Annotated in this window: 31 protein-coding genes, 2 tRNA genes and 1 pseudogene; 19 read left to right on the top strand and 15 right to left on the bottom strand. The window is 56.6% G+C overall.

Annotated elements, in window-relative coordinates; all coding sequences use genetic code 11:
- Positions 1-86 precede the first annotated feature (86 nt).
- A tRNA-Ala gene (locus Q7U76_00830) sits at positions 87-162 on the top strand.
- A gap of 37 nt (positions 163-199) precedes the next feature.
- Here Q7U76_00830 and Q7U76_00825 read toward each other — a convergent pair.
- From Q7U76_00825 to Q7U76_00805, 5 genes are all read right to left on the bottom strand, one after another.
- Positions 200-529 (bottom strand): Hpt domain-containing protein, encoded by a 330-nt coding sequence (locus Q7U76_00825; GenBank protein MDO8354920.1) that lies wholly within the window; start codon positions 527-529, stop codon positions 200-202.
- Positions 526-3,630, bottom strand: a complete 3,105-nt coding sequence (locus tag Q7U76_00820; GenBank protein MDO8354919.1) for a response regulator — start codon at positions 3,628-3,630, stop codon at positions 526-528. The genes Q7U76_00825 and Q7U76_00820 overlap by 4 nt, the downstream gene beginning before the upstream one ends.
- 161 nt (positions 3,631-3,791) lie before the next feature.
- Entirely contained in the window at positions 3,792-4,796 is a 1,005-nt protein-coding gene (locus Q7U76_00815) for a diguanylate cyclase (GenBank protein ID MDO8354918.1), read from the bottom strand.
- Positions 4,797-4,846: 50 nt separating this feature from the next.
- Positions 4,847-5,485, bottom strand: coding sequence for a response regulator (locus Q7U76_00810; GenBank protein MDO8354917.1), 639 nt, complete (start codon positions 5,483-5,485; stop codon positions 4,847-4,849).
- 71 nt (positions 5,486-5,556) lie between these two features.
- The gene (locus Q7U76_00805) at positions 5,557-6,003 is read right to left on the bottom strand and encodes a GatB/YqeY domain-containing protein (GenBank protein ID MDO8354916.1); all 447 of its coding nucleotides are present in this window, start codon (positions 6,001-6,003) and stop codon (positions 5,557-5,559) included.
- A 179-nt stretch (positions 6,004-6,182) separates the two neighbouring features.
- Here Q7U76_00805 and Q7U76_00800 point away from each other — a divergent pair, with 179 nt between their 5' ends.
- Positions 6,183-6,404 carry a hypothetical protein gene (locus tag Q7U76_00800; protein MDO8354915.1) on the top strand — a complete coding sequence of 74 codons (222 nt, stop codon included), beginning with the start codon at positions 6,183-6,185 and terminating at the stop codon, positions 6,402-6,404.
- Positions 6,405-6,417: 13 nt separating this feature from the next.
- On the opposite strand, the gene Q7U76_00795 is transcribed toward Q7U76_00800, so the two are convergent.
- Complete coding sequence (locus Q7U76_00795) at positions 6,418-7,815, bottom strand: MFS transporter (protein MDO8354914.1); 1,398 nt, start codon at positions 7,813-7,815, stop codon at positions 6,418-6,420.
- Between the two features lie 131 nt (positions 7,816-7,946).
- Here Q7U76_00795 and Q7U76_00790 point away from each other — a divergent pair, with 131 nt between their 5' ends.
- The 3 genes from Q7U76_00790 to Q7U76_00780 are packed head-to-tail and all read left to right on the top strand — an operon-like array spanning position 7,947 to position 9,224.
- Positions 7,947-8,615 (top strand): hypothetical protein, encoded by a 669-nt coding sequence (locus Q7U76_00790; protein MDO8354913.1) that lies wholly within the window; start codon positions 7,947-7,949, stop codon positions 8,613-8,615.
- Between the two features lie 28 nt (positions 8,616-8,643).
- Entirely contained in the window at positions 8,644-8,916 is a 273-nt protein-coding gene (locus Q7U76_00785; protein ID MDO8354912.1) for a zinc ribbon domain-containing protein, read from the top strand.
- Positions 8,917-8,939: 23 nt separating this feature from the next.
- Positions 8,940-9,224 (top strand): hypothetical protein, encoded by a 285-nt coding sequence (locus Q7U76_00780; protein ID MDO8354911.1) that lies wholly within the window; start codon positions 8,940-8,942, stop codon positions 9,222-9,224.
- Positions 9,225-9,228: 4 nt separating this feature from the next.
- On the opposite strand, the gene Q7U76_00775 is transcribed toward Q7U76_00780, so the two are convergent.
- Both Q7U76_00775 and htpX read right to left on the bottom strand, forming a co-directional pair.
- On the bottom strand, positions 9,229-9,849 hold the full coding sequence (locus tag Q7U76_00775; GenBank protein MDO8354910.1) for a glutathione peroxidase: 621 nt from the start codon (positions 9,847-9,849) through the stop codon (positions 9,229-9,231).
- A gap of 14 nt (positions 9,850-9,863) precedes the next feature.
- Positions 9,864-10,751, bottom strand: a complete 888-nt coding sequence (htpX, locus tag Q7U76_00770) for a protease HtpX (protein ID MDO8354909.1) — start codon at positions 10,749-10,751, stop codon at positions 9,864-9,866.
- Between the two features lie 220 nt (positions 10,752-10,971).
- On the opposite strand from htpX, the gene Q7U76_00765 reads away from it, so the two are divergent.
- The 3 genes from Q7U76_00765 to Q7U76_00755 are packed head-to-tail and all read left to right on the top strand — an operon-like array spanning position 10,972 to position 13,351.
- Entirely contained in the window at positions 10,972-11,412 is a 441-nt protein-coding gene (locus Q7U76_00765) for a cupredoxin domain-containing protein (GenBank protein ID MDO8354908.1), read from the top strand.
- Between the two features lie 2 nt (positions 11,413-11,414).
- Positions 11,415-12,461 (top strand): phytoene/squalene synthase family protein, encoded by a 1,047-nt coding sequence (locus Q7U76_00760; GenBank protein ID MDO8354907.1) that lies wholly within the window; start codon positions 11,415-11,417, stop codon positions 12,459-12,461.
- Positions 12,462-12,481: 20 nt separating this feature from the next.
- Positions 12,482-13,351 (top strand): DUF6159 family protein, encoded by an 870-nt coding sequence (locus tag Q7U76_00755; GenBank protein ID MDO8354906.1) that lies wholly within the window; start codon positions 12,482-12,484, stop codon positions 13,349-13,351.
- 848 nt (positions 13,352-14,199) lie between these two features.
- Here the strand turns inward: Q7U76_00755 and Q7U76_00750 are convergent.
- From Q7U76_00750 to Q7U76_00735, 4 genes are all read right to left on the bottom strand, one after another.
- Positions 14,200-14,427, bottom strand: a complete 228-nt coding sequence (locus Q7U76_00750) for a hypothetical protein (protein ID MDO8354905.1) — start codon at positions 14,425-14,427, stop codon at positions 14,200-14,202.
- Between the two features lie 68 nt (positions 14,428-14,495).
- The gene (locus tag Q7U76_00745) at positions 14,496-14,909 is read right to left on the bottom strand and encodes a hypothetical protein (protein MDO8354904.1); all 414 of its coding nucleotides are present in this window, start codon (positions 14,907-14,909) and stop codon (positions 14,496-14,498) included.
- A gap of 21 nt (positions 14,910-14,930) precedes the next feature.
- Positions 14,931-15,281 carry a (2Fe-2S) ferredoxin domain-containing protein gene (locus tag Q7U76_00740; protein ID MDO8354903.1) on the bottom strand — a complete coding sequence of 117 codons (351 nt, stop codon included), beginning with the start codon at positions 15,279-15,281 and terminating at the stop codon, positions 14,931-14,933.
- Between the two features lie 14 nt (positions 15,282-15,295).
- A complete protein-coding gene (locus Q7U76_00735; GenBank protein MDO8354902.1) occupies positions 15,296-15,682 on the bottom strand; it encodes a hypothetical protein in 387 nt (128 codons plus the stop codon).
- A gap of 172 nt (positions 15,683-15,854) precedes the next feature.
- Between Q7U76_00735 and ald the strand changes: the two genes are divergently transcribed.
- From ald to Q7U76_00680, 11 genes are all read left to right on the top strand, one after another.
- Complete coding sequence (gene ald, locus Q7U76_00730; GenBank protein MDO8354901.1) at positions 15,855-16,958, top strand: alanine dehydrogenase; 1,104 nt, start codon at positions 15,855-15,857, stop codon at positions 16,956-16,958.
- Between the two features lie 38 nt (positions 16,959-16,996).
- A tRNA-Pro gene (locus Q7U76_00725) sits at positions 16,997-17,073 on the top strand.
- A 290-nt stretch (positions 17,074-17,363) separates the two neighbouring features.
- Complete coding sequence (locus Q7U76_00720; GenBank protein ID MDO8354900.1) at positions 17,364-17,660, top strand: acylphosphatase; 297 nt, start codon at positions 17,364-17,366, stop codon at positions 17,658-17,660.
- 27 nt (positions 17,661-17,687) lie between these two features.
- Positions 17,688-18,659 (top strand): sigma-70 family RNA polymerase sigma factor, encoded by a 972-nt coding sequence (locus tag Q7U76_00715; protein ID MDO8354899.1) that lies wholly within the window; start codon positions 17,688-17,690, stop codon positions 18,657-18,659.
- Between the two features lie 3 nt (positions 18,660-18,662).
- Complete coding sequence (locus tag Q7U76_00710; protein MDO8354898.1) at positions 18,663-19,187, top strand: adenine phosphoribosyltransferase; 525 nt, start codon at positions 18,663-18,665, stop codon at positions 19,185-19,187.
- 109 nt (positions 19,188-19,296) lie between these two features.
- Positions 19,297-19,875, top strand: a complete 579-nt coding sequence (locus Q7U76_00705; protein ID MDO8354897.1) for a TraR/DksA family transcriptional regulator — start codon at positions 19,297-19,299, stop codon at positions 19,873-19,875.
- Positions 19,876-20,014: 139 nt separating this feature from the next.
- Entirely contained in the window at positions 20,015-20,719 is a 705-nt protein-coding gene (queC, locus tag Q7U76_00700; protein ID MDO8354896.1) for a 7-cyano-7-deazaguanine synthase QueC, read from the top strand.
- A 150-nt stretch (positions 20,720-20,869) separates the two neighbouring features.
- Positions 20,870-21,004, top strand: coding sequence for a hypothetical protein (locus tag Q7U76_00695; GenBank protein MDO8354895.1), 135 nt, complete (start codon positions 20,870-20,872; stop codon positions 21,002-21,004).
- A 4-nt stretch (positions 21,005-21,008) separates the two neighbouring features.
- The gene (locus Q7U76_00690) at positions 21,009-21,395 is read left to right on the top strand and encodes a cytochrome c (GenBank protein ID MDO8354894.1); all 387 of its coding nucleotides are present in this window, start codon (positions 21,009-21,011) and stop codon (positions 21,393-21,395) included.
- Positions 21,396-21,698: 303 nt separating this feature from the next.
- Complete coding sequence (locus tag Q7U76_00685; GenBank protein ID MDO8354893.1) at positions 21,699-22,541, top strand: SPFH domain-containing protein; 843 nt, start codon at positions 21,699-21,701, stop codon at positions 22,539-22,541.
- A 214-nt stretch (positions 22,542-22,755) separates the two neighbouring features.
- Positions 22,756-23,937: an acyltransferase gene (locus tag Q7U76_00680; GenBank protein MDO8354892.1), complete on the top strand. Its 1,182-nt coding sequence runs from the start codon at positions 22,756-22,758 to the stop codon at positions 23,935-23,937.
- A 255-nt stretch (positions 23,938-24,192) separates the two neighbouring features.
- Here the strand turns inward: Q7U76_00680 and Q7U76_00675 are convergent.
- The 3 genes and pseudogenes from Q7U76_00675 to Q7U76_00665 all read right to left on the bottom strand — a co-directional run bounded on the left by Q7U76_00675 (position 24,193) and on the right by Q7U76_00665 (position 25,722).
- Positions 24,193-24,525: pseudogene (locus Q7U76_00675) on the bottom strand (DUF5615 family PIN-like protein).
- Entirely contained in the window at positions 24,522-24,749 is a 228-nt protein-coding gene (locus Q7U76_00670; protein ID MDO8354891.1) for a DUF433 domain-containing protein, read from the bottom strand. The pseudogene Q7U76_00675 and the gene Q7U76_00670 overlap by 4 nt, the downstream one beginning before the upstream one ends.
- Before the next feature lie 115 nt (positions 24,750-24,864).
- Complete coding sequence (locus Q7U76_00665; GenBank protein ID MDO8354890.1) at positions 24,865-25,722, bottom strand: HDOD domain-containing protein; 858 nt, start codon at positions 25,720-25,722, stop codon at positions 24,865-24,867.
- Between the last annotated feature and the right edge of the window lie 101 nt (positions 25,723-25,823).

Raw genomic sequence — 25,823 nt, 5'->3', positions numbered from 1 at the left:
AACTTCCGGTAGAGTCTCAGAGAATGGTTGTGTATAATGCGCAGATCTGTGAGGCGTTCGTCTCGCCGGTTGTCAGTTGGTCGAGTGGGGGGCTAGCTCAGTTGGGAGAGCACTACGTTCGCAACGTAGGGGTCGGGGGTTCAATTCCCCTGCCCTCCACCAAACCAAGCTAGCTTGTGCCGTTTGTTCCTCTTTCCTCTCATCTCCGATACACCACTGTGACGCGGGCGAGATAGTCGACGAGTTCGGCGATCTGTCGTCTGATTACAACCCGGTCTTCTCGTGCGGCTGCTTGCTCCAGGACACCTCCGATTACACTGATGGCGTCGAATCCGTATCCTCCCCCATCCCCCTTCAGGCGATGACCGATCAGATGAATCGCGCGCAGGTCATTCTCTTTCAACGCACGTTCGAGCGTATTCACGTCACCTCGACGGTTCTCTAAAAACCCAGGTACGATCTCTTCGAGGTCCTGGTCGATCAGTACGGTAATGGGCCCCTCTGCGCTTTCATTCTGTCCCCTTGTCATGAGGTGCAGCGTCCTTTACAAGCCTGTAGTACTTCTAAGAGCGTGTGCTTCTTGATGGGTTTGGTCATATGGGCATTGCAGCCGGCGTCGAGAATCTTGATTCCGTCTTCTTTCAGAGCTAGAGCGGTCAAGGCAATGATCTGTGTCGGCGGAAGATCATGCTCCCGTTCCCAGGCCCTGATCGCGAGGGTGGCTTCATAGCCGTCCATGACCGGCATCTGCATGTCCATGAGGATCAGGTCGTAATAACCATTCTTGAATAGCTCCAATGCGATGCCTCCGTGATTCGCGATATCGAGGCGATAGGGCGTCTGCTTCAAATAGGAACGGATCAGCACTTGATTGTCCGGGGAATCTTCGACCAATAGGATGCGAAGCGCTCTGGTTTCGTTCGAAGCTGAGGGAGTCACGCGTGCTGAAGTCGTGGCGTGGTGGGTGCCCGTTGCACGGTCGAGGGCGATCCCGACGGTCTGCAGCAGATCAGATTTCCTGATGGGTTTGATCAAATACCCGCCGAGTCCCATATCGTAGGTGCGGGCAATGTCGTCGGCCCAATGGTGGGAGGCCAGCATCACAATCGTCAGGTCGAGGGAGGGGCTGGCCTGTCGGATGGTTTCGACGACTTGGAACCCGTCCATCTCCGGCATGCGGCAGTCGAGAAGCAAGAGCTGATAGGGACGCGCCGACATAGAGGCGCGCCGCCATTCAGCGATGGCTTCGCGGCCAGACGCAACATCTGTCACTTCTGCACCCAAGGCGGCCAGGGTTTCAGAAAGGATCAGGCGGTTGGTGGCGTGGTCGTCCACCACAAGGGTTCTGATTCCCTGAAGATTGACGAGGGCGTTATCCTGCGTAGGTGCTGGACTGGATTGCACCGCTAACTGTACCGAGCAATGGAACGTGCTGCCCTGCCCGAGGGTGCTATCGACCCATATGCGTCCGTTCATGAGTTCGGCCAATTGTTTTGAAATGGTGAGGCCCAAACCGGTTCCCCCATACTTGCGCGTCATGGAGGCGTGACCTTGGGTAAAGCTCTCAAAGATGGTATCGAGTTTGTCGGACGGAACGCCGATACCGGTATCGCTGACGGAAAATCGAATCGCTCCAGGCGTGGGAACATCGGGGTCCTCTGTGACCCGCACGGTGATGGACCCGCTGTCTGTGAATTTGATTGCGTTGCTGATGAGGTTGAGGAGTATCTGGTGGAGCCGGTGGGGATCTCCGATCAAGGCGCAGGGCACGGTGGGTGAGAGGTGGCAGGCCAGTTCGAGGCCTTTTTCATTCGCCCGCATGGCGAGAATCTCGATGGCCTTTTCAATCAAATCGTTCAAGTCGAAGTCGGTTGATTCCAATTCAAGATGGCCGACTTCAACTTTTGAGAGGTCTAGAATATCGTTAATCAGACTTAAGAGGTTTCCTCCGGCTCGGCGAAAAATTCGCAAATATTTCCTCTGATCGGGGGTGAGGTCCGTTTCCCACAACAAATCGGCCATCCCGATAATCGCATTCATCGGCGTCCGGATCTCGTGGCTTACGCCGGCCAGAAACTCGCTCTTTGCCCGGCTGGCGACTTCCGCTGCCTCTTTGGCCAGGACGAGAGCTTGCTCAGCCCCCCGGCGTTGGTGAGCTTCGAGCGCAAGGGTGATAAAGGTGGCCAGTGAACTGGAGAAATACACTTCCTCCATCGTCCAGGAACGAGGCCTCCCGACATGTTCGTGGCATAACACGCCGATGACCTGTCCCTTGCGACGGACTGGCGCATCCAGCATGGCGCCAATCCCGAGTGGGGTCAGATAGGATTGGGAAAACTCCCTGGTCCGGAGGTCTGCATGCGCGTCATGGGCCGCAATCGCATGTTCTTCATGTCCGATGGCTTGGAAGTAAGACGGGTAGTCTTGGGCGGGCAGTGTGGCGCCGGCGGTGTGCCGGTTCGAGATCCGTTCGTAGAGGTCGAGCAGTTCAAGCTCATTGCCTTGTTCGTTGAGCGCCCAAATGCTCGACCGCTCCACTCCGAGTACTCGGCTTCCCGTTTCGGTGATCAATTGCAACGCTTCGTCGAGATTTCCCGAGTAGATCGCCTCGTGCTTGGCCAGTTCACACAGCGAAATCTGTTGCTGTTCCAGCTTGCGCGCCCGCTCTCGTTCACCGTGCTCGATGTGTGTGCGCTCGGTGATGTCTTCTGAAATGCCGAGCAAATACTGGGGGGTGCCATCCTCGCCGTTGATCGGGACTTTCTTGGTATGGAGCAGCCTTTTTCCCTTCTGCCGAGTTTCGACGGGTTCTTCCGGAATATCGAGACTCTGCCCGAGCTGCAATGCTTGACGGTCCAAGTTTGTGAAGAAGTCGGCTTCCTGTTCGGAGAAGAAGTCATAATCGCTTTTACCGATGAGTTCTTCTCTAGGATATCCGAGCAATTGTTCCCCTGCCAGGTTGAAGCGCACAAACTTGAGGGTCTTGGCATCTTTGACGAAAATCATGTGGGGGATATTCTCGATGATGGAGGCCAGGAGCGTTTGATTGTGTCTCGTTTCCTCTGCGATGCGGTTGCGTTCCGTAATGTCTCGATCGATGCCACAGTATCCGCTGAACCTGTTGGCATGATCGAGTATGGGCATGCCTCCGCATTCAAGGACGATGCGGCGGCCGTCTTTATGCAGGTAGACGGACTCGATACGGCTGAACGGTTGCCGCGCTTCTGCGATGGGGGCAAACAGGTTTTCGATGCGGCGGGCTTCTTCCCGCGGCATCAAGTCGAACAGAGTTTTCCCGAGTACGTCCTTCGGTTCATATCCGAGGATATCGAAAACTTGTGGGCTCGAGTAGGTAAACACTGCATGCGCATCGATTTCCCAGACCCAATCGCTTGTCGTTTCCACCAAGGCGCGAAACCGTTCCTCGCTTCTCTGCAGAGCCAGCTTCGCTTGTGTCGTATTTTGAGGGAGGGCAGCGCGGCGTCCTTGCTTCCTTGTCGATTCGGTACGTGAGGGCAGGGGCACTTGGCGTGTTGATGGCTGTGTGGCCTGTAAGCGGCGGGGGGCAGGAGCGGTTGGTTGTCGCTTAGCCGTCTGATTCGTTCGCCTCGGTGGTGTTTTCTTAGGCATGGACACTCAGGCTCTCGCTGACGACGGAATGCATATAGCCTGAAGAGACTGGGAAAGGATATGAAGGTAAGGGCAACGAGAGGGTGGCGGTACGTGCCGCGCCGATTGCCACCAGCACATCTCGTCGAGGCCCTGGCATCATGGTCATAGCAAGGAGAAGGTCAGTCCTCGTGGGAATGCGGGACGAGCGTGAGAATGCCGGCCTGCTTGGCTCGATTGCGGCCTTCTTGCTTGGCTTGATACAGCGCTTGGTCTGCGGCTTTGATTAAATCGGTGGGGGAGGCGGTTCGGCTTGGGATGATGCTGGCAAAGCCGACGCTGATCGTGATGAATTTGCCGTCAGAATGTGTAATCCCGAGGGCTTGAATGCGCTGGCGAAGTGTCTCTGCTACCTGGGCCGCTCCGTCCGTACGGGTGCCGGGGAGGACGACCACGAATTCGTCGCCGCCATAGCGAGCGACCAGGTCTCCTGGTCTGTTGACGGCACCCGAGATCGCAGCAGCCACTTGCCTGAGGCATTCGTCGCCCGATGTATGGCCATGGGCATCGTTATAAGATTTGAAGCGATCGATGTCGAGCATGATCAGGGAGAGCGGCGTCGATTCGCGAACGGCCCGACGCCATTCCTGATCCAGGAAGTCGTCGAATTGACGGCGATTGGTAATGCCGGTGAGGCCGTCGAGGCAGGATAGGCGGAGGAGCATCTGGTTTGCTTCCTGGAGTTGGCGCATAACTTCAAGGAGCTCCTGCTCTCGGGCTTGCCTGCGATCGATTTCGTGAACCAGGCGTAAGACCGATCGGACGCGCGTCAGCAGTTCAATCTTGTTGATGGGTTTCCCAATATAGTCGAGTGCGCCTGCGGCAAAGGCGAGCTGGAGATCGACTGGATCGGTTTTGACGGTGACCATCATAATGGGCGTGTCGCGGAATCGTTCGACCGCTTTGATTTGACGGCAGGCTTCGATGCCGTTCATTTCCGGCATAATAATATCCATGAGGATGAGGTCGATGCGGGCGGCTCCGCGCTTGTCGCCATCGAGTCCGAGCAACCGGAATGCATCGGCTGCCGAGTCGGCGACCAGGATATGGTCGTAGCCGGCTGCCGAGAGAATCGACTGAAGCAGGAGGCGGTCGTCCGCCGAGTCATCAACGATTAAAATTCCCATGCGCGCGATACCCCGTGAATACGAGTGGTGAGCCTGAGAAAGCGTAGCAACTACTCCTGATAAACTCCAGGATAAAGCTTTTTGACGCAGGGCTGGCAGATGCCGTGGCTGAATTCAGCCTCGGAATGTTCGCCGATGTATTCTTCCAATTGCTGCCAGAATCCACCGTCATTCCGGATTTTCTTGCAGGACGCGCAGATGGGGATGAGTCCTCTGAGGACTTTCACCTCCCCCATCGCCTTCTGTAGCGCATCATTGCTTCGACGGAGCTCTTCTTCGCGCGCTTTACGGCAGTCCATTTCCTTCTTCAGCGCCAGCGCGGAGGCGGCACGGGCGAGGAGTTCTACGCTGGTTACGGGTTTGGTGATGAAATCGATGGCTCCGGCTGCGAAGGCTTCTTGGAGATTGGAAAGGTCGCTCTTGGCCGTGACCATGATAATAGGAATGTCACGAAGATGCGGTCGGCTTTTGATCTGGCGGCAGGCTTCGACTCCGTCCAGCTCGGGCATCAGGACGTCCATCAGGACCAAGTCGATCTGGGGTGGCGGTGTCTGGCCGTCCATGTTGAGTAGGAGGAACGCAGCCTGTGCTGAGTCGGCACTCTGGAGATCCGTATGGCCGGCTTTCCCGAGGATGGCTCGGAGGAGTACTTGCTGGTCCGGGGAGTCGTCGACGATAAGAATGCCCATGCTGTGTCCTGTCAGGCGCTTACACGGAATGTGCGAGCAATTACCTTCGAGTATAGCAGGTGCCGGTCGGGCTACTGGAGCTTGGCGCGCACGAGTTCGCTGATCTGTTTTCCGTCTACCGTTTGACCGGCCACCAGGACCATCACTGCCTTCATCACCGCTCCCATTTCTTTGAGCGAGTGCGCGCCGGTTTGTTGAATGGCTGTGTCGACGATGGTGGCGAGTTGTTCCGGTGAAATGGCTTGCGGGAGATAGGACTCGAGAATGGTGATCTCTTGTCGCTCCTTTGCCGCGAGCTCGACGCGGTTGCCCTTTTCGAATTGTTCGACGGATTCACGGCGCTGCTTGATCATAGCCGTCATGACGCGGCTCATTTCCGCATCGTCGAGGTCCTTCTTGAGCTCAAGCTCCTTATTCATGACGGCAGCCTTGACCATGCGGATGACGTCCATGCGCAGTTGGTCTCGGGCCTTCATCGCGAGCTTGAGATCTTCTGTCAGGCGGTCGTGTAGCGACATGGAGCCTCGGGGGTTCAGGTGGTCTATCGGGCACAATACCCTGTCGGTCTGACCCAGTCAATGCGGACGCATATGGGGCGAGCGTGGAGGCCAGGGGTGAGGTAGTGTTCCGACTATGAGGGGCGTAAAATAAATTGATGCGACGTTGACGTCATGGGCCTCAATGCGGGAGGGACGAAATGGTGATCGATCGTACAAGCGCGAAGACATGGCAGCGAGTGGCAGTTGTGGGCTTGATGGGTTTCGTGCTGTGCTCGGTCGTTGGGGCCTGCGCCGGCGATCAACCCAAGCCCACTCCACAGCCGACTGCGGATCAAGTTCGGGGCCATGCCGATCGGGCATTCGAGAAGCTCAAACAAGAGGAACAAGAGCGAGCCGCTCAGCCGCCGGTTCCACGTTAGCGTGACCGCCTTTTTAGCGATTCGTTGTGGGTCTCGCCCAGGTTGCAAATTGGGCAAGGGGCTTCACCAGCGGTAATTCCCAGAGCAGTTGTCGCCGTGGCAGCCGCTCTACTTGCCGCGCTTCATGGAAGGTGCCAAGAAGGCAGGCAGAGACCAGCAGCCGCAGGGCACCTGAGAGAAAGAAGACAAAGGGTAAATTTGATGCATATGTGAGTGTGGCACCTGCCCATTCGACGTGAGAGGGCAGGCTCTCGACCAACCAACTGCCGAGCAAGGCTCCCACCGACCATCCTACGGCGTTGACCGTGCTGTACAACGCAATGGCTTTCGCGCGGTCCTCAGGGCCGACCGAATCGAATACATAATTCTGCAGGCCCAAGGCCAGGCCGGCCCAGATCACACCACCCAAGAAATTGACTGCCATCAGAAAGCCGAAGTTCGTGCTCACGAGGTAGAGCATGGGAAGAAACGGCACGGTGAATCCGGTGATGGACATCAACGCCTTGTTGCCGAAGCGGTCTCCGAATTGGCCCCAGGCCTGTAGGGTCATGAGCTGACCGAGCAGTCCCGCCGCCAGCCATCCTCCGTATCCGAAATAGGACAGATGGATTTCTTGCAGCATGTACAGGACGAAAAATGGGCCGGCCACTAACACGGCGACATGCATGAGTCCTGCAAAGAGCAGAAATCGACGAAAGTCTTTCGTGATCCGCTGACGGAAAAATCCGCGAAATCCTTGTTGTGCCTCGCGATGGGCGGTTTGGTGTATATCCTGAATAGGCGACAGGGCCAAGACCGAGAGCAGGCGCGCGGTCCCTGCGACGGAGAAGATGACGACGAATCCCCACCAGGCCGCAGTGGAATCCTGCCAGAGGCTGAGGACCCATCCGGCTCCGCAGAGTGAGAAGAAGCTGAGGCTGGCGATGATTTGAGCTCTGCGTGCGAAGTAGGCGCCCCGTTCGTGCTGATCGATCCAGTCGGCAATCAAGCTGTTCCAAGCCGGTGTCGTGAAGTGGGCGCATGCAAAATAGACGGCGGCGCCGCCCACGATGAGCCAGGGCCCCCACTGCGGGAGCAGGAGCGGCAGGAGCAGGATGGGGATCCAGGCGAGGGCTTGTCCTACGGTACCGACAGAGATGAGCGCTTTGCGATTGGGGAACCACTGCAAGAGTTTGACTGAGGCGAGTTGAGCCCCCGTTCCGATGAGTTGGGGGAGCGCCGATAATGCACTCAACTGGAATGGGCTGGCATGCAGAAGCAGCGCAAAGGCAGAGAGGTATTGTTCTCCGCTACCTTGCGTGATGGCCTGGCAGGCCCCATCTCGAAGGCCGTATCGAAGGCCCTGCTCACCTGTACTTGGGGGTCGGGAGGTGGTTGGCGTGGTTTCTTGAAGGGTGTTGGTCGACGTCAATTACACAGGATCCTTTTCTGAGAGGGATATCTGATTAAGCGTAGCATAGACGCTGAGGCGGAGCGTATAAAGATGAGCTATGTTGTCAGTCGGCCATTGACCCCTAGCGGCGCTCCCGATACCATAACAACATGAGCGAACAGCCGTTCAAGGTGGCTTCCATGTGCGCACAAAGCAAAAGAAGGACGCAGGTTCTGGTGGGCATACTGGCCGCTATGGGGTATGGACTCTGTGCCTGGGAGGGTGTCGAGGCGCGGGATTCATTCGTCCCGAAAGAGCAGGTCACCACCGAGGCTGATCCGACGCAGAGCCCGTCATTCGACGACCAGAAGAAAGGCATCCCTCAATCCCTGTTTACCTGGATTAAGATGGCCAGAGGATATGATGTCGAGTGGGATACGTTCGGCCGCAAAGGCTGGTATACCCAGGATCCCCGCCTGAAGCCTGTTGATCCTGGCTCGGTGTTTCCTCGGGACATCCCCGCGATATATATTGTATTCGAGTCGGCTCCACTGGAAGATCCTACCCAGTTTAGCGCGCAATGGTTTCTCGAGGAACAGAAGGGCATTCTCTCGTCCGTGCCGCTCGGCAAAGATACGTTGGAAGTGCCAGGGCACGAACGGTATGGGTTTTTGGAACTGAAGAGGACGGGTGATGCGTGGGCCGTGGGGACCTATTTGGTGAAGCTGTTCATTACACCGCTTGGGCAACAGTCGTTTCATGCAGGCAATCAAGTGGGTACCATGCGATTTACCATTGTCGAGTCTGTTCCCCCTGCCGGTATGAATCCGCACAAGTAATCACTATGATCGCGCGAGAAGAGTTCCGATGCCTATCTACGAGTATATGACGGGTCATTGTCAGCGGCAGCCGCCCTGTGCAGGACGCAGGGAGTATATTCAGGGGGTATCGGCAGAACCGCTGAGGGCCTGCAAGGACTGTGGGGCGGCGATACGTCGTGTTTTTTCCTCGTTTGCAGCACGATCCGGCGCGGTGGGGGTCTCGAGTCCTGAGCCGACCGGTTTGAACATGACAGGCATTCCAGCCCCGTCACAGATGCCGAGCGGCGGGGAATGTAGCGGCGACGGCCATAGTCATTAAAAAAAACAGAGAAAAGGAGCAGGATGGGAGAGCGTATTAAAGTGACGGATGCGGAGAAGCTGGCGCTGCTCTATGAACGATTCAGAGATGTCTGTCTGGTCGAGAAGGAAGTATGGAAAGAGATCTTCATGCCGCGGGATATTACGCAGGGGCCGGTCAGAACGAACGTGCAAGACCGGTATGATGTGGAAATCGACGATCCGGCGATTGAAGATGCCCTGGATGCGAATATCCCTCGCGGCAGCCAGAGCCTGGCCGCCGCGATTCAGGAATATCGAGCCAATATTTCTTTTTATCGAAAAACGTGAGGCGTTAGCGGGCCGCGAGCACGCGTTCGAGATCCTGGACGATCTCGGGCGCCAAGGGTTTCGTGCGGTGCGGGTATCGTGCGACGACCTTTCCTGACCGGTCGACCAGATACTTCTGAAAGTTCCACTCCACTTCACCGGGGAACGGGCTCTGTTCGGTCAGGTATCGGTAGAGTGGATGTTTGTCGTCGCCTTTCACGCTGATTTTGCTGAAGAGCGGAAACGACAGGCTGTATTTGGTGTAGCAGAACGTTTTGATCTCCGCATTCGTTCCTGGTTCCTGCTGTCCGAAATTGTTGGCAGGGAACGCCAGGATCTCAAAGCCCTTCTCTCGATACTGCTCGTACATTTTTTCAAGGTCCGTGTATTGCGGCGTATTGCCGCAGAAACTTGCCGTGTTGATCAATAACAGGACCTTGCCGCGGAACTGGCTCAGTGAGACCGGCTTGCCATCGATATCGTTCAGCGTGAAATCATAGACCATGGGTGTCTGTGCTGCCATGAGTATGGTTCCTTCTTCTCTCGCCTGAGCGGGGCTTAGCCCAAGCAGGTCGCTTGAGCCAATGCCGACGATCGAGCTCATTCCTATGAGGAATCCCACCAGACTCTGATGCAATCGTTCCATCGGGCACCTCGCGGTTAGAGGCGGTCCAAGGCGTCAATGCGCGCTTCAATCGGCGGATGCGTGGCAAAGAGATGCATGAACCCTGAGGAATTGCCGGAGATCTTCATGGTCGCGAGCGCATCTTGCGAGGAATACTCGACTTGCGAACGGCTGACCCATCGATCGATCGAGCGCAGGGCCGAAATCATCGAGTCCTTGCCGTAGACCTTGGCGGAAAAGGCGTCCGCGCCAAATTCACGCTGACGCGAAAACCAGCTGATCAGGACGGAGGCCAGGATACTGACAATGATCTGGAGCACGATCGACAGACCAAAACCGAGCGCCGCTTGATCGCGTTCTGCGAAGAACCGGCGCACCCACATCGCAATATAGTACACGAAGGTATTCATCAGTCCGGCCAGGACGGTTGTCGCGAACATGTCCCCGTTGTACACGTGGCCCATTTCATGGGCGAGGACCGCGCGCACTTCTTGCTCGTGCAAGTTGCTCAGCAATCCAGTCGAGACCGCGACCATGGAGTTGTTCTTGCTGGGGCCGGTCGCGAAGGCGTTGGGGTCGGGAGACTCATAGATCCAGACCTCAGGCATTGTGATCTGGAGCCGCTGTGCGATTTCCTGGACGGACCCGAACACGACCTGCTCAGCTTGAGATCGGGGTTGCGTGATCTGGCGGCAATCCAACATGGCCCGCGCCATTTGTTTAGAGAAGGCCAAACTGATAAAGGCGCCGCCAAAGCCGAAGACGAGGGCCCAGACTAACGAGCTCAGATCGACCGATCCTCGCAGATCGATCCCGAACATCGGTAACACGATATTGATCAGCAACGGCACGGTGAGCGAGAGCGTCACCATGATCAGAATGTTGGCGGCCAACAATAGGAATATGCCCTTCATCCACTTCATCGAGATCCTCCTTCAAGACCAGGTTCTCGCCCCGTCATTGGGCGAGCCATCAGTGAGAGTGATTATACTAACCGATTCGGTCAAATGCATCTCAATCGAGATTGTGATGGCGGTGTGTTGTGGAGAATAACGCTGTAAATGCCAAGGTCAAGTTGTCCGAAGTGCCTGAAACTCCTGGGTAAAGTTGACCCTCTCCCGTTCTTCCTGTTAGAACTGGGGCATGCGCAAGATGACGGTGCGATTCCTCTACCTGTTGGCGATTGTCTCGGTACTGACTGCTGTCGGCGGGACCATTGTTGAGGCCGCGGAACCCTCTCAGTCCGGCCCTCCCACGGTGATCCCGGTAGCGGCAGACGGGGTGCAGCGAGCCACGATTACGCTGGATAGCTACTCCTATAGTCCGAATCATCTGATTGTCGAAGTCGGGAAGCCGGTTGAACTGACGCTGACCAGTGTGACGACCATTATCCCGCACAATTTCATCATCAAGGATCCAGAGGGAAGTCTCTCCGTCGAACAGGATGTGAGCGCCGGGAAGACCGTCACCATCAAATTTACGCCGACTCAGCCTGGCACCTTCCCCATCTATTGCGACAAGCGGCTCTGGCCATTGCCCAGCCATCGCGACAAAGGGATGGAAGGCAAGCTGGAAGTGCGATAGCTGTGGCGACGAACGTAGAAGCCTCGAAGCAGGAACTGCTCCGCGATATCCTCAAGCAAGTCTCCCGTCTCTTCTATACGACCTTGGTCGTCGTTCCGGCAGATGTGCGCGATCAGGTCAGCCTCGGCTACCTATTTGCTCGAGCAGCGGACACGATTGCGGACACGGATTTGATCGACCGTCCGCGGCGGCTGGATTTACTGAGCCAACTCAAAGCGCAGTTCGTAAGCGATCAGATTGTCTGGACTCAGGTGCAAGAGATCCAGCGAGCCGTGGGACCAGTTCAGCACAACCCTGCCGAGCGGATCCTGCTTGAACGGCTTGAAGATTGTTTCAGGCTCTTCCTGACGTTTTCGCCGGACGATAGAAGACGGATTCAACGGCTCATGACCACGCTGACGCAAGGCATGGAGATGGACCTCGTCGCCTTTCCCGGCACGTCAGCCGCAGATCTGACGGCGTTGAAGACGCTGGACGATCTGGATCGCTACACCTATTACGTGGCCGGCTGTGTGGGCGAGTTCTGGACGGATTTGATGTGCGCGCATCGGAAGGCCCTGGCTTCGTGGAAGGTACGGGACATGGCTGAGGTCGGGGTGCGGTTTGGAAAGGGGCTCCAACTCACGAACATCGTGAAAGATATTGCGCAGGATCTTCAGAACGGCCGCTGCTATGTGCCGGCGCCCCTGCTGGCCGAAGCCGGACTCACCCCACGAGACTTACTGGACCAGCGAACCCGCGCACGGTTCCAGCCGGTTCTGAGTAAACTGGTTCGTATGGCGGTGGAGCATCTCGATCAAGGCTGGCTCTACGCCATGTCGATCCCACGCCACGAGATGCGACTGAGGCTATCCTGTATGTGGCCGATTCTCTCCGCCGGCGAATCGCTGAAGCTGGTCATGCAGTCGCCTGACCTCTTGAACCCGGCCATCAAAGTAAAAATTCCCCGCAGTACGGTCTACCAGATCATGGCCCTCACAACCTTCACCGGCGCCTGCGGCCATGTGGGGACGGCCTATTGGGGTCGGCTCCGAAAACAAATAATCTAGTTTTTCTACGAAGGGCTTGCATGCAGATCCACACCGGCTGGACTCAGAGGATCGCGCGAACGCAGGCCATCATGTCGGCTGCCTGGCAGATTCTCTGGGAAGACAAGACCCTGTTGCTCCTGCCCATCGCTTCGTCTGCCAGCCTCATGTTGCTCACGGCTTCGTTTGCCGTGCCTGCGATCCTCGGAGCATTGACCGGGGCTTCGATGACTGATGGGCTTCAAGAGCTTGAGTCCTGGTCCTACGTCGGCATGTTTCTGTTCTATGTGGTGACCTATGGCGTCGCCATTTTTTTTAATGCCGCCCTCGCGATCTGTGTCTTGCGGAAATTGGAAGGGAAACAGACGACGATTCTGGACGGGTTGCGCGAAGCCCTGTCCTGCTTTCCTCAAATCCTCGGTTGGGCCCTGGTTTCAGCCACCATTGGAGTGGTCCTCAAAACGATCGAACGAAGGTCCGGTTTTGTAGGGAGCATGGTGGCGCGCGTTTTGGGGCTGGCCTGGACCGTTGCCACGTTTCTCGTGGTGCCGGTGTTGGTGGCGGAACGAAAAGGGCCGCTCGAAGCCATTCAAGCATCCGTGCAGCTCCTCAGAAGAACCTGGGGCGAAGACCTCTTGGCCGGTCTCGGATTCGGACTGCTCTACTTCTTCTGGGCCATCCCAGGAGTCTTTGCGTTCGTCATTGGCGCCGGCATGATCGCCACCCATCCCATACTCGCCATTGCGATCATGGTCCTTGCCATCCTCTATTTCCCGCTCTTAGGTCTCGTCCTCTCCACCATGTCGACCATCTTCGACGTCGTGCTCTACCGCTACGCCAGCACAGGCACCATCACCCCAGGCTTCGACCGCGAGCTCCTTGATGCCTCTTTCGTCACCAAATCGACATAAGTGCGTCGATGGTTCTGACCTTGAGCACTTGTGCCTACGTCTACGTTGACACGACCTACTGAGGCCGTTTGAGTAAGACTATTGTTTGAGCCCTGACCAGTCGAACAACGAGAAACGTTATTTATCGTCATCGTATTCATTATCCAGATGTAGATCTATTTTGAATTCTGGCAGGGTCGCTTTCTTAATTGGTAGTCCGTGCAGAGTTTTAAATTTTCCTTCTGGAAATAATTGCTCAAAACTTTCTATGCATTTTGTACATAGCACAGGTGCACCATGTTGTCCGGTAAACCAAGTTCTGCAATGGAAGCACCGACTACCAATACGGTCTAACTCTTCTATTTCGTGAACTTCTTCATGCTCGGCCTGTCTGTATTTTGTCCTATCCTGAGGATGGATTAGTTGAAAGCAGCTATGGCAGTAGACAGGTTGTCCGTGGGCACCAGCAAATAGTCTTGTGCAACTACTGCATCGTAGCCCGACCTCTTGGTCTCTCGATGAACTCATAGGTCAGCAACGATTAAGGTGTGGCAAGTGAAGGGAAAAGACGGCCGCTCCCTCCAAGCTTCGGATGATGGTGGAGTGGTCGGTGTGCACAGGTTAGGGTTCAGGAAGAAACCTAACAAGAAGTTGAGATTCATCATCGGCCTTGAGTCTCTGTCCGAGATCAGAGAGTGCCTTCCGAATCTCATTTGCCTTTTCCTTTAGCAGGTCTTTGCTCGGACGCATGGTTGTAGATGCATGAGCAGTCTGGAGGTACCAACGATTCAGGACTCACGATCGTTATGGGCTACAGGTATATTAAGAGGCATCCCTCGTAGATCGGTCATAAAACTAATCTGTCTTAACTACTTCTTCTGCGGCTCCAACATCTTCTCGCCCTTCTTGAATACCCCGTAGATCGCTTGCGAGGGACAGGCGTCCAAACAGAGGCGGCAGCTTTCCAGACAGCGGGAAGGATCGAACTTGTACGGTGGGGTCGAGAGCCAGGCGCCGGTCGGGCAGATGGGCATACAAATGCCCTGGTGCGTGCAGCGGTCTGGGTGGCGGACAAGGTGATCGCGGATGATCATCATAGGTTTGACTCCTTCAAAGAGACCTTGGGAAAAGATGTCGAACATGTTTCTGTTGGGGAGGCTGTCGCTCACTTCCACTCCTTCACAAGTTCCTTCAGGCGATCCTTCAGTTCTGGAATCTGTTCCAGATTGTTTTGAATCGCTCCCAGGATCTTGTCGGCTCTGGCTGACATCAGGGCGTCTTTGTCTTTCTTGGCCAGCCGATCGTATTCCACATAGGCTCTGTGATGCGTCGGCTCAAGGAGTGTTCGTGCCACCGTCAGGGCCTCGCCGATCTCATAGGGTTCCGGCGCCATTGGGGAGGCGATCGTAAAGGTGCCGTCGGTGAAGACGAGCACCGCGGCTCCCTGTTTCCCCTTGAGGGGGATGACGGCTTTGACGGTCTTGTCCGCCAAGGACTCCCAATTCCCGAGCAAGCCCGGGAACTGCTTCATGAAGGTCACCTTCTCCAGGTTGGCTTTCCATTTTTCTTCGACGGCCATCAGAATCCTTGTTGGTCGACGCTACAATGTGAGCGGAGGGAGGGTTGCGGGAGCCGGGTGGTCGGGCATGATGAGACGGGTCACGACCTCGCCCTTGACGACGTGGCGCTCCATGATTTCTGTCACGTCGGCATTGGTCTTGACTTGATACCACACGCCTTCGGGATAGATCACCACGCTCGGCCCTTCAGCACAACGATCGAGGCACCCCGCTTTATTGGCGCGGACGACGTCTTTCAGGTCCAGCCGTTTCGCTTCTTGCTTGAACTGGGCATGCAGGGCTTCGGACCCCAGTTTGGAGCAGCTCCCACGGGGATCGTCGGGTGAACGTTGGTTGGTACAGACGAAAATATGTCTCTTGAATCCGGGCATGAGGTGACTCCCAGTTAGGCCGGCATCGTCGCGGTGTGCATGCGGCCGATGAGTTGGGTGACGTCGGCAGAGGTCAGGAACGGGGAGTGCGTCGGCGTGCCGGTGAGAATCGCGGTGATTTCACGTAGCCGTAACGAGGCCCGTTGAAACTCTTCTTGGTTGGACAGGGTTGAGACCTGCCCGGCTGAAAGTTTGTCGAATTCTCCACGAATATCGCGAAAGTCTCGCTGGAGATTTTTCTGCATCGAACAGCCTTCGCAGTACCATTTGGGGCTTTGATCGGTCGAGGGGGACAGACGGTCGTAGGTCCGGCCGAAAAAGTCCTTCCCGAGCGATAACTTCATGAGTGCGGTGCCGGTCGCGCCGCAGGCATTGCAGGATGATCCAGATGCGGAATCCATAGAGCCTCCCTCTGTCGATCGTGAGCTGAAGAGGGGCGAATCTTACACCAGGCCCTCGCGCACTGTCCACCGGATGGGCCGGTCCTCGCGAGCCGGTCAGTGCATTTTTGTCAGCGTTGTAGCAGAATGGATTGAGATATCGGCGAACGGGTTTCGCGTGGAGGGAGCGACCATGGTCATCGGGGTGCCAAAAGAAATTAAGGATCATGAATATCGAGTCAGTGTCACGCCCGATGGGGTGCGGGCCTTGCGTCAGGCCGGCCACGAAATTGTGGTCGAGCCATCGGCTGGAGCCGGCAGCGGATACTCGGACGACAATTATCAGAGCGCCGGCGCGACCCTGGCCACATCAAAAGAGCAATTGTTTGAGCGCTCGACGCTGATTGTGAAGGTCAAGGAGCCGCTCCTTTCCGAATGTGCCCTCTTTCGTCCCGGCCACGTTCTGTTCACCTATCTCCACCTGGCTTCCCTTCCGGAGCTGACCAAGACCTTGTTGGATACCAAGATCACCGCGATTGCCTACGAAACGATCGAGGCGAAAGACGGCACGTTGCCGATGCTTAAGCCGATGAGCGAAATCGCGGGGCGCATGTCGGTGCAGATCGGTGCCCGTTACCTGGAGAAGACGCAAGGCGGGCGCGGGCTGCTTCTAGCTGGTGTGCCTGGCGTCGAACCGGGAAAGGTTGTGGTGCTGGGGGCAGGGGTAGTCGGGAGTGCCGCGACTCGGATTGCGGTTGGGATGGGGGCTCAGGTGACGGTGATCAATCTCGACCTTGAACGGCTGCGGGCACTCGATGAATTGTATCGTGGCCGCATTGTGACGCGTGCCTCCACGCAGGCTGCGATTGAGGAGTCCGTGATGGCTGCCGATCTCGTGATCGGGGCGGTGCTCGTGCCTGGAGCTCGAGCGCCCAAGCTGGTCTCACGTGCTTTGGTGGCACGCATGAAGCCAGGATCTGTGGTGGTGGACGTTGCGGTCGATCAAGGCGGTTGCTTCGAGACGACGAAACCCACGACCCATTCTGATCCGGTCTATGTCGTGGACGGGGTGCTTCATTATTGTGTGGCCAATATGCCTGGGATTGTGCCACGCACATCGACGATCGCCTTGACGAACGAAACACTTCCATATTTGCTGCGATTGGCCTCGCTGGGCGTGGCGGAAGCCATCCGGGCAGACGCCGGTTTGGCGAAGGGCGTGAACCTGTCGGCCGGAAAAATTACCTGCCGGGGAGTGGCCGATGCCCATGGCTTGCGTTTTGACCCTCCGATGTAAGACAATCCCCCCTCGCTTGGTGGTTCTGTTCTTTTTGTCGGGGCGTAGCGCAGCCCGGTAGCGCATTGCGTTCGGGACGCAAGGGTCGGAGGTTCAAATCCTCTCGCCCCGACCAAACAGAACCGGTTCGTATCGTCCGCTCATGTGTGTGTGTTCGCAAATCTGATGCGGGCGAATCACCCCCTCCAACGTTTCCGTTCCCCTTCTTCAGCGATCTCGCACAGAGTGTTGTATGTGCGGTCGCACAGATCGAATGCCTCGCCGCATATCCATTCTTTTCTTTTGTGAACCAGTATGCGAAATTCACTCGCGCCGAATCGCAAATCGCGTGACGCCTCTGTAGAGGTGTGAGAGTATCCGTTCGTCGGATAGACTGTTTTGGAAATCTAGAGTCCTCCTGGTTGTATGGCCGAACCGATTGAACCGACAGTGTGCCGAGCCAAGCTGTTTGTGAAGGGACGAGTTCAGGGGGTCGGGTATCGAGCATTCGCGTTTCGAGTGGCATCGCAACGAGGCCTCTCCGGCGGGGTCAGGAATCTTGACGATGGCCGAGTCGAGCTCGAAGTTGAAGGCACCAAAGAGCAGATTGCGCTGCTGATCGAAGACGCCAAGACTGGGCCGCCGGCGTCGCGAGTGACAGACGTCGAAGTGGAGTGGAGTCCGGCGACCGGTCGTTTCTTAGATTTTCAAGTGTGGTACTGAGCGAACACAGTAGGAGCGAAGGAACAGATGGCGCGAGGAGGCGAGGAGCTACATAGTTTGGGCGAAGCGCGCCGACACGTCACCGATCGTGACGACGAAGACACCGTTGCTGCGTCGCCGGAGGTGGATGAATCGTCGGTGGAAGAAGAACGGACAAGCCAACGCTCCGAAGGATTAGATACCCTCAAGTGTTATTTGCGCGAGGTTCGTCACTCGACCTTGCTGACGTTTAAGCAAGAGCAGCAATTGGGCAAGCGCGTCATGGCGGGCGACGAGCAGGCGCGCCAAGAGATGATCGAGTCGAATCTCCGGCTGGTCATCAGTATCGGCAAGCGGTACATGCATCGAGGGTTTCCCTTTTCCGATGTCATCGAAGAGGGCAATCTCGGGCTCATCAAGGCCGTCGAGAAATTCAACTACAAGCGCGGGTTTCGGTTCAGTACCTATGCCTCCTGGTGGATCAGGCAATACATCGAACGCGCCATCATCAATCAGGGCAAACTCGTGCGGCTGCCGGTGCATGTCGTCGAGCGGCTGAATCGTTATCTGGGTAAGGTGGAGGCGCTTGTTCAGGAACTCGGACGAGAACCGACCGCATCGGAAGTCGCGGTCAAGATGAAGACGACGGACGAAGAGGTGTTGGACCTGAGGCAAGTGGTCCGTACGACCTGTTCGTTGGATAGTCCGATCAATGACGGCGCGGATACATTCTTGCGCGATGTGATCGAAGATTCGTCCTGTATTTCGCCTGCCGATACGGCCGAAGGGGTCATGCGCCGGGCCGAGATGATGGAATGGGTGCAGGAGTTGCCTGAGAAGGAGCAAACTGTTATTGTGTCGCGCTTCGGGCTCGATGGGAGTGAGGCCAAGACGTTGGAAGAGATCGGCCGGGAGATGGGGTTGACCCGTGAGCGGGTCCGGCAGATTGAAATGGCCGCCTTGGCGCGTTTGCGCCATACCATCGAGCGCAGAACCATGACACAATCCGATTTGCTCTGATCGATGACCGCTATCAATTACCACGCCCTCATCCGCGAAGTCCCCGACTTTCCCAAGCCCGGCATTCTTTTCTACGACATCACCACGTTGCTCAAAGATGCTCGCGCCCTGTCGTCGATTGCCGATGAGTTGACCGCCTACTATCAGGGACAGGGAATCACCAAAGTCATCGGTATTGAATCGCGCGGGTTTATTTTTGGCGGGATCTTGGCAGACCGGTTGAACGCCGGGTTCGTGCTGGTCCGGAAGCCTGGCAAATTGCCGGCCGACTGTTTTGAAGTCAAATATAGCCTCGAATACGGATCGAACTCCCTAGCCATCCACCGCGATGCGATTGCGGTGGGAGAGCGCGTGTTGATTGTGGATGACTTATTGGCCACGGGGGGCACTGCGGCTGCGACGGTGTCTCTCGTTCGGCAATTGGGCGGCGAGATCGCCGGGCTCGATTTTCTCGTCGAGCTTAAGGGCCTGAATGGTCGAGACAAGCTGGCCGGTCACCCCATCCATTCGACGATCCTCTACCCCTAGGGTCTCCCAGCTCCCACACTACAAGGTCTTGTCAAAGATCCTAGCGCCGTGTTATGAATGCCGAACTTTTTTCGGCTATTCGACGTTTACCCCAGGAGTAGGATCTGTCATGGCAACAAAAACTCCCGCCAAGAAGAAACCGGTGGCGACAGTGAAGGCGACGGCCAAGGTGACGGCGAAGGCAGAGAAGCCGGCCAGCAAATCGAAGCCCGCTGAAGTCGTGGTGGTCGAAAAGTCCATCAGCATGGCCGTCTCCCCCCTGGCTGCCAAACCCAAAGAGTCGCCCAAAGAACGTGAAGATCGGGAGCGCCGACGCCAAGTCCTTCAGCAGATGCTGATGCGGAAGCGCCAAGAGATTATTAAAGAGATCGAGGGGAGTCTGGGGCAATCCCTCATTGAAGATAAGCAGCGGCGGCTTGAGTCTGCACGCGACGTGGGCGATCAAGCGCTCATGGATCTCGATCGTGAGCTGGGCATTTCCTTGATGGAAATGCGCAATCGCCGTCGGCAGGCCATCGATGAAGCGTTGACGCGGTTGACCGAAGGCACCTACGGCATCTGCGCCGAATGCGGTGTGGAGATCAGCGAACGGCGATTGGAAGCCGTGCCCTTTGCCAAGCTCTGTGTCGAATGTCAGTCGAAAGAAGAGCTGCTGGAGAAAATCGAGCGAGAAGAGGATCGCGACTAGTCGATCCTCCACGCGAACCCTGTTGTGTCCGCCATACGTGGCCTCCCCCTAGTGATGATTCTGCCTGGACCCTCGTCGGGCAAGACCTGCCCATCGTGATTGTGCCTATCGTACTCCATTGCCTATGGAAGCGGGTGAAATGCAGCCACCGAGTCATCGAGCGGTCGTGTTGGCAAGCGGAGGGTTGGATTCCACCGTCACCGCGGCGATCGCCAAGGAGGAGGGGTGCGAGCTCTTCTTCCTCACGATCGACTACGGACAACGCCATGCCGTCGAGGTGGAGCGGGCTCGGCAGGTTGCCGCCGCTTTAGGCGTGGCGAACCATCTGGTGATGCATCTGGACCTGCGTGCCATCGGCGGGTCGGCGCTGACCGGCCAGGAGGCCGTACCCAAGGATCGAGCGGGGCACGAGCGCAGCCAGGGCATTCCGGTCACCTATGTGCCGGGCCGGAATCTCATCTTCCTCTCGATTGCGGCCGCCCATGCGGAAGTCGTCGGCGCGTCGTGCATCTATTTTGGCGCGAACGTGTTGGACTATTCCGGTTATCCGGACTGTCGGCCTGAATTCATTCGCGCATTTGAAGCGGCGGTGAAGGAGGGGACGAAAGCCGGCGTGGCAGGACAGGCGCTCCAGGTCAAAGCCCCCTTGCTGATGCTGACGAAAGCAGACATCATCCGGCGGGGCATCGAACTGCATGTGCCGTTTCACCTGACCCATAGCTGTTACGATCCGGTAGGGGAGCAGGCGTGCGGTCGATGCGATAGTTGTGTGATCCGGCGGGAGGGGTTTGCGAAGGTTGGGGTTGTGGACCCTGTCTCATATGCGATAACCTCAGGATGTTGAAACAGGCGGCCAGCGTCGTTCTCGCATCCCTCGGACCCTCAACGTACACAATAGAGTACGCCTCGGGCCCTCACTCGCTGCGGCCTTGCTGTCCATCCTGTTTGAACATCCTGTAGGAGTCTGTAGACTGTGTCGCCGGAAGAATTTTTCATGTATCTCACAATTGGCCTGATCGTGCTTGTGCCGATCGGTGCCAGAATCTATCGCCGAACGACGCTGCACCGTACGCAACAGATGCTGCGTGATCAGTTTGGACAACAGAAGGGGCCGGACCAGCGGTCTTGATGGCATGACAACATCACGGTCTCATATTGGAATGTGGCTGTTCTTCGTGGGCCTTCTCGTAGCCTGCGATTCCTCGCAACCCAAGCAAGCGGTTGGAGGGGCCCCTGTACCAATGGAATTCCAGGTCGGTGAGGCGAAGTTCACCGCCAACTGCGCAGCCTGTCATGGGAAACAAGCGGCGGGGACCGACCATGGACCTCCGTTGGTGCATAAGATCTATGAGCCGAACCATCATGGCGATGCCGCGTTTCAGCGGGCTGCGGCCAACGGCGTCAAGGCGCACCATTGGGAATTTGGCAACATGCCGAAGATCGAGGGCGCGACGGCTGATGACGTCGATCAGATTGTGAAGTATGTCCGGTGGCTCCAACGCCAAGCCGGTATTCAGTAGGTTCTTCCGCTTCTTCATTTTTCCTCTCGTTTGACATTCCAAATATCTGGTCCGTAAGGTAATAGTTAATTTGCTGCGTGGATTTTCTCAGAGGGGATCGATCCATTTGTATGGGCGCCCCATCTGTCTGGGGAGAAACTATTGTGGCAGGCGAGAACGTCACTGGTCCACGCGTGTTGGACAACAGGCGGTCACTATGCAGGATGCTCAAAAGGGCCGTTCAGCAAGGCCGCAGCGAGCGAAGCTGGCGGATTTTTTCAGCATCCTGCTATCGGTGGGCTGCCTACACCAGAGGAGGGGATTATGAAGCGTTCAGGTAGAGGGACTATCGGTGTGTTGGCCATGGGGACTCTGCTCGCATTGTCTTCGGGTTGCGCCCTCGTCGCAGTCGATGCAGGGCATGAAGGGGTGTTGGTCGAGAAGCCGTTTTTCTTCGGCCATGGCGGGGTGGATCCCATTCCGATCAAGACGGGCCGAGTGGCCATCGCTCCGACCACGCAGATCATCGATGTCGAGGTCCGTCCCATTCAATACTCGGAGCACTTCGATATTATTTCTTCCGAGAACGCGCCCGTGTCGTTCGATGCATTCCTCATCGCCAACGTGATCGAGGGGCGCTCGCCTGAACTGATCAGCAAATATGGGCCGAACTGGTATGCCAATAACGCCAAGGAAGCGTTCCGCACATTCGTCCGCGAAGAGGTGCAGAAATATCCCCTCTTTCAATTGACGACCGACCCGACCACGAGGCAGAAACTGCAAGATGCCATTGCGAAAGAAGTTCAAACCAAATTGATCGAGAAACAGGGCATCCCGGTGCGGCTGAACCGTGTGGTCGTCGGGAGTATCCTGCCTCCGAAGGGTGTCGTGGAGCAGACGACGCAGACCATCATCCAAGAACAGCGCAAGATTACGATGGTAGAGTTCCAGAAAGCGGAAGAGTCCCGTGAGAAAGCGGAGCGGCAGCGCGGCATCGCCGACCGGGCGTACCGTGAATCGCTGGGATTGACGGCCGTAGAGTTCGTCGATTTGCGCCGCATCGAAGTGCAAAAAGAAATCGTCCAACATTCACCCGCCGCCCTCACCGTCATCATGGGTCTTGAGCGTATCGGGATCAACATGCCGCCGCTCGCAGGGGGCAATTAGGATTCGAAAATGCCAGACGGAGTAGCGAGATCTTTCGCTACTCCGTCTGGCGGTGATTCCTTCCACTGTATTCGTACAGATATATCGGGGCTTATTGAGGCAATTTGGGGAAATCTGTTGAGCTAGCCAAGGATATGTTTGATTCTCGGCACCTTAGCGGACGACGGAGCAGTGTTTTTTTGAGTCGGAAAATGTTCGGCTGGCCCACCTCACTATGACCTCATTGTTTCCTGAGATGACGAACCTCGGGGCTAAGCGTTCAGACCGCTTGTATTTGTTGGATGCGCTGCGAGGTCTCGCCGCGCTCAGCGTCGTGTTCTGGCATTGGCAACATTTCTTCCTTTCCGGCCCAGTTCCCGAAACGGTCGACAGGATGAAATTGCCGCTCTATGACTGGTTCTTCCTGTTCTATGAACATGGTTGGCTGGCGATCGATCTCTTCTTCTGTCTCTCCGGCTTCGTGTTCTATTGGCAATATTCCAGGTCGGTGGCGGAGGGCTCGATCACGCCCGGTACCTTTGCGATTCTACGACTGTCTCGCCTCTACCCGCTCCATGTCGCCACGCTTGTGCTCGTCGCCATAGGCCAGTATGTGGTGATGCAGGCGCAAGGCACCTTCTTCGTCTATGAATACAATGACCTCACGCATTTCCTGCTCAACTTGTTGTTCGCCTCCTCGTGGGGGCTCGAACAGGGTTATTCCTTCAATGGGCCGGTCTGGTCCATCTCGATTGAAGTGCTGTTGTACGCATTGTTCTTTGCTTGCTGCAGGATTCTCCCGGTCAGGCTGATCCTGTTGGCGGCCATCTCTCTCCTCGGGTTTCTGATCCAAGCAATGTACCATGTGCCGATTGGACGGGGAGTGGGATTCTTCTTTCTCGGTGGCTGTGTCTACTTGCTCTACCAGCAGATCATGGCCTCCTCACCACAGCAAATACGAATGACTACGGTATGGGCGGTCGGACTGCTAGCCGGGGCATGGCTTGCTGTCTTTGTGGCAGCGATGAGGGGATTCGATATCAGTGGATTCCTCGTGCCGTTTCCTCAGTCGTTGGTCTGGGCCATCAAGATGCTCCTGTCTAACTTGCCCACAGTAGTGCTCTTTCCCCTCACCATTCTGGCGTTGGTGTTACTTGAATATCATGTGGGACCCATCGGACAGTCTCTGTCGTTTCTCGGGGACATCTCCTATTCGTCTTATCTCCTTCACTTCCCACTTCAGCTATTCGTCGTGATTCTGGCCACTCGATTCAACGTCGACCATGCCCTGTACTATTCCGGTTGGGCCATGGCAGGGTTCTTTGTAGTCCTGCTGACTCTGTCGTTGGCCAGCCACCGCTATGTTGAAATTCCTATGCAACGGTTCTTGCGAAAGCGGCTCATCCATTGTTCCTGAGTGGCGACGGATCTCTGTTCCTCGACATGCTCGGGTCTGTTACCTCCCGGACCGTGGCCACCAGTGGCGATGGGCGTCGATGTGCTCGCGTGCTGGTATTAGCAGATTCAGCAACTGTTGGTCGGCATGTGCGATATGCGGCAGTCGAAATCGAAAGCCTACGCGTGAGCGCAGGGCTCAAGGCATCGAAACAACGAGGGCTGAACCTGGTTCCCTGGGTTAGGATAGGCTGGATGTTGGGGACGGATGCGTGGATTATTCGAGTGTCAGGAATGCGCCGTCCAGTTCCGTGGAGAAAGCCTGGAGGTGAGTGCGATGTCGTCGAAGGAGGGTTTCGATCATGGCCGTGGAGTAGTTGCCGGCTCGAATCCATACCACTTTTTGCGGATGACTAAAGAGAAAGCTGCGTTGATGGAAATCGGCGTCTTTCGTGACGATGGTGAAGCCCTGTTGGGCGGCATACTGCCAGACGTCGTCGTCGCTGGCCGCACTGAGCCCAACGTCTCATACGTGCATGGAGTCGGGATAATCGTGCTGGAGGGACGCGACGAGTCGATGCGAGAGGTTCTGATCGAAGAGCAGTTTCACGAGGATGGCAGGGAGATCAGCTTCCGTTCCCGATCGGCCGCAAAGGCGAGACAGGCTCGGATGTCTTCACGGGTCAGATCGGGAAAGTCCGAGAGGATGTCCTCTTCGCTCATGCCAGACGCGAGATATTCCAGAACGTCATAGACCGTGATGCGCAACCCACGGATACAGGGCTTGCCGCCACGTTTTCCAGGATCAATACTGATGCGTTGTTCCCAGTTCATGGATGACAGCGTAGCGTGAGCATGTATCAAGATCAAGCTCTTGCATCGTTTGCGGGTGGTGACGAAACACGGGGATCTGCTGCATGGTCGAGCGAAGGCCGTGGGCGGTGCAGGTCTACGCGGCCTTCGCTAACGGATAGATACAGGCGAGGGTGTCCTGGAGTTGGGCTTGCGCTTCTTTGAGCAGGGCCTGGTGCTTGTCGGCTTTGAATTGCGTGCAGGCGAGGGCGAACGTATGAAACGCTGGTTGCTGGCTTGCCTGGGCCTGGGCTAATTCGGCGTGATCGACTGCGGCACCGGCTAGGTGAACGATCGATGCATGGAGTGTAAATTCGCCGGCTTCGTTGGGATTCAGTTGGTGGCGAATCGCTTGTTCGATCTGGCTCGGCATGTTCCAGACACGAATCAGTTCCGCGCCGACTTCGGTGAAGTCGCACCCGATGTTGGCTTGCTCCACTTCCGCTAATGGTGCGCTGAGGTTCCCGGCTTCCACGAGGGCCGATTGGGCCCGTTGAGGCACGGTTTGATAGAGCACCAGGTGGCCGATATCTCGCAACAGCCCCGCGATAAAGAACCGCTCGCTATCCTCGATGCCACTGGCTTTGGCAATTTTCCCGGCCATCAGCGCGCACAAGACACTCTTGTGCCAATAGGCTGAAAGATCCATGAGGTCGGAGGTCATGCCGGTAAAGGTCTTCCCGATGGTGCTGGCCGCTACCAGGTCACTGACGGCCTGCATCCCGATCAGGTTGACGGCGCGCGTGATGCTGTCGATTTGTTTGGGGAAGCCGTAGAGGGGGCTATTGACGATTCTCAGCAGCCGGGCGGAAATGGCCGGGTCGATCTTCAACGCGTTGGCCAAATCGTCCATCGTCGACTGCGGGTCGTCGACCACGTCCCGGACACGAAGGTAGATTTCCGGGAGGGTGAAAATATTCGAACATGAGCGAACAAGTTCTTGTGCTGACGACATGACCGTGCATCCTCCCTACGTCTGATTCGAAGAGGCGTTCGGTTGTCGTTATCGGTTGTAACTCATTCGAACTAAAGGGGGTGAGGCAAGAAGATCCCCTG

The sequence above is a fragment of the Nitrospirota bacterium genome, from assembly GCA_030645475.1.
Lineage (GTDB): Bacteria > Nitrospirota > Nitrospiria > Nitrospirales > Nitrospiraceae > Palsa-1315.
Note: the sequence above shows the minus strand (reverse complement) of the source record. Positions and strands in the feature narration are given on the sequence as shown.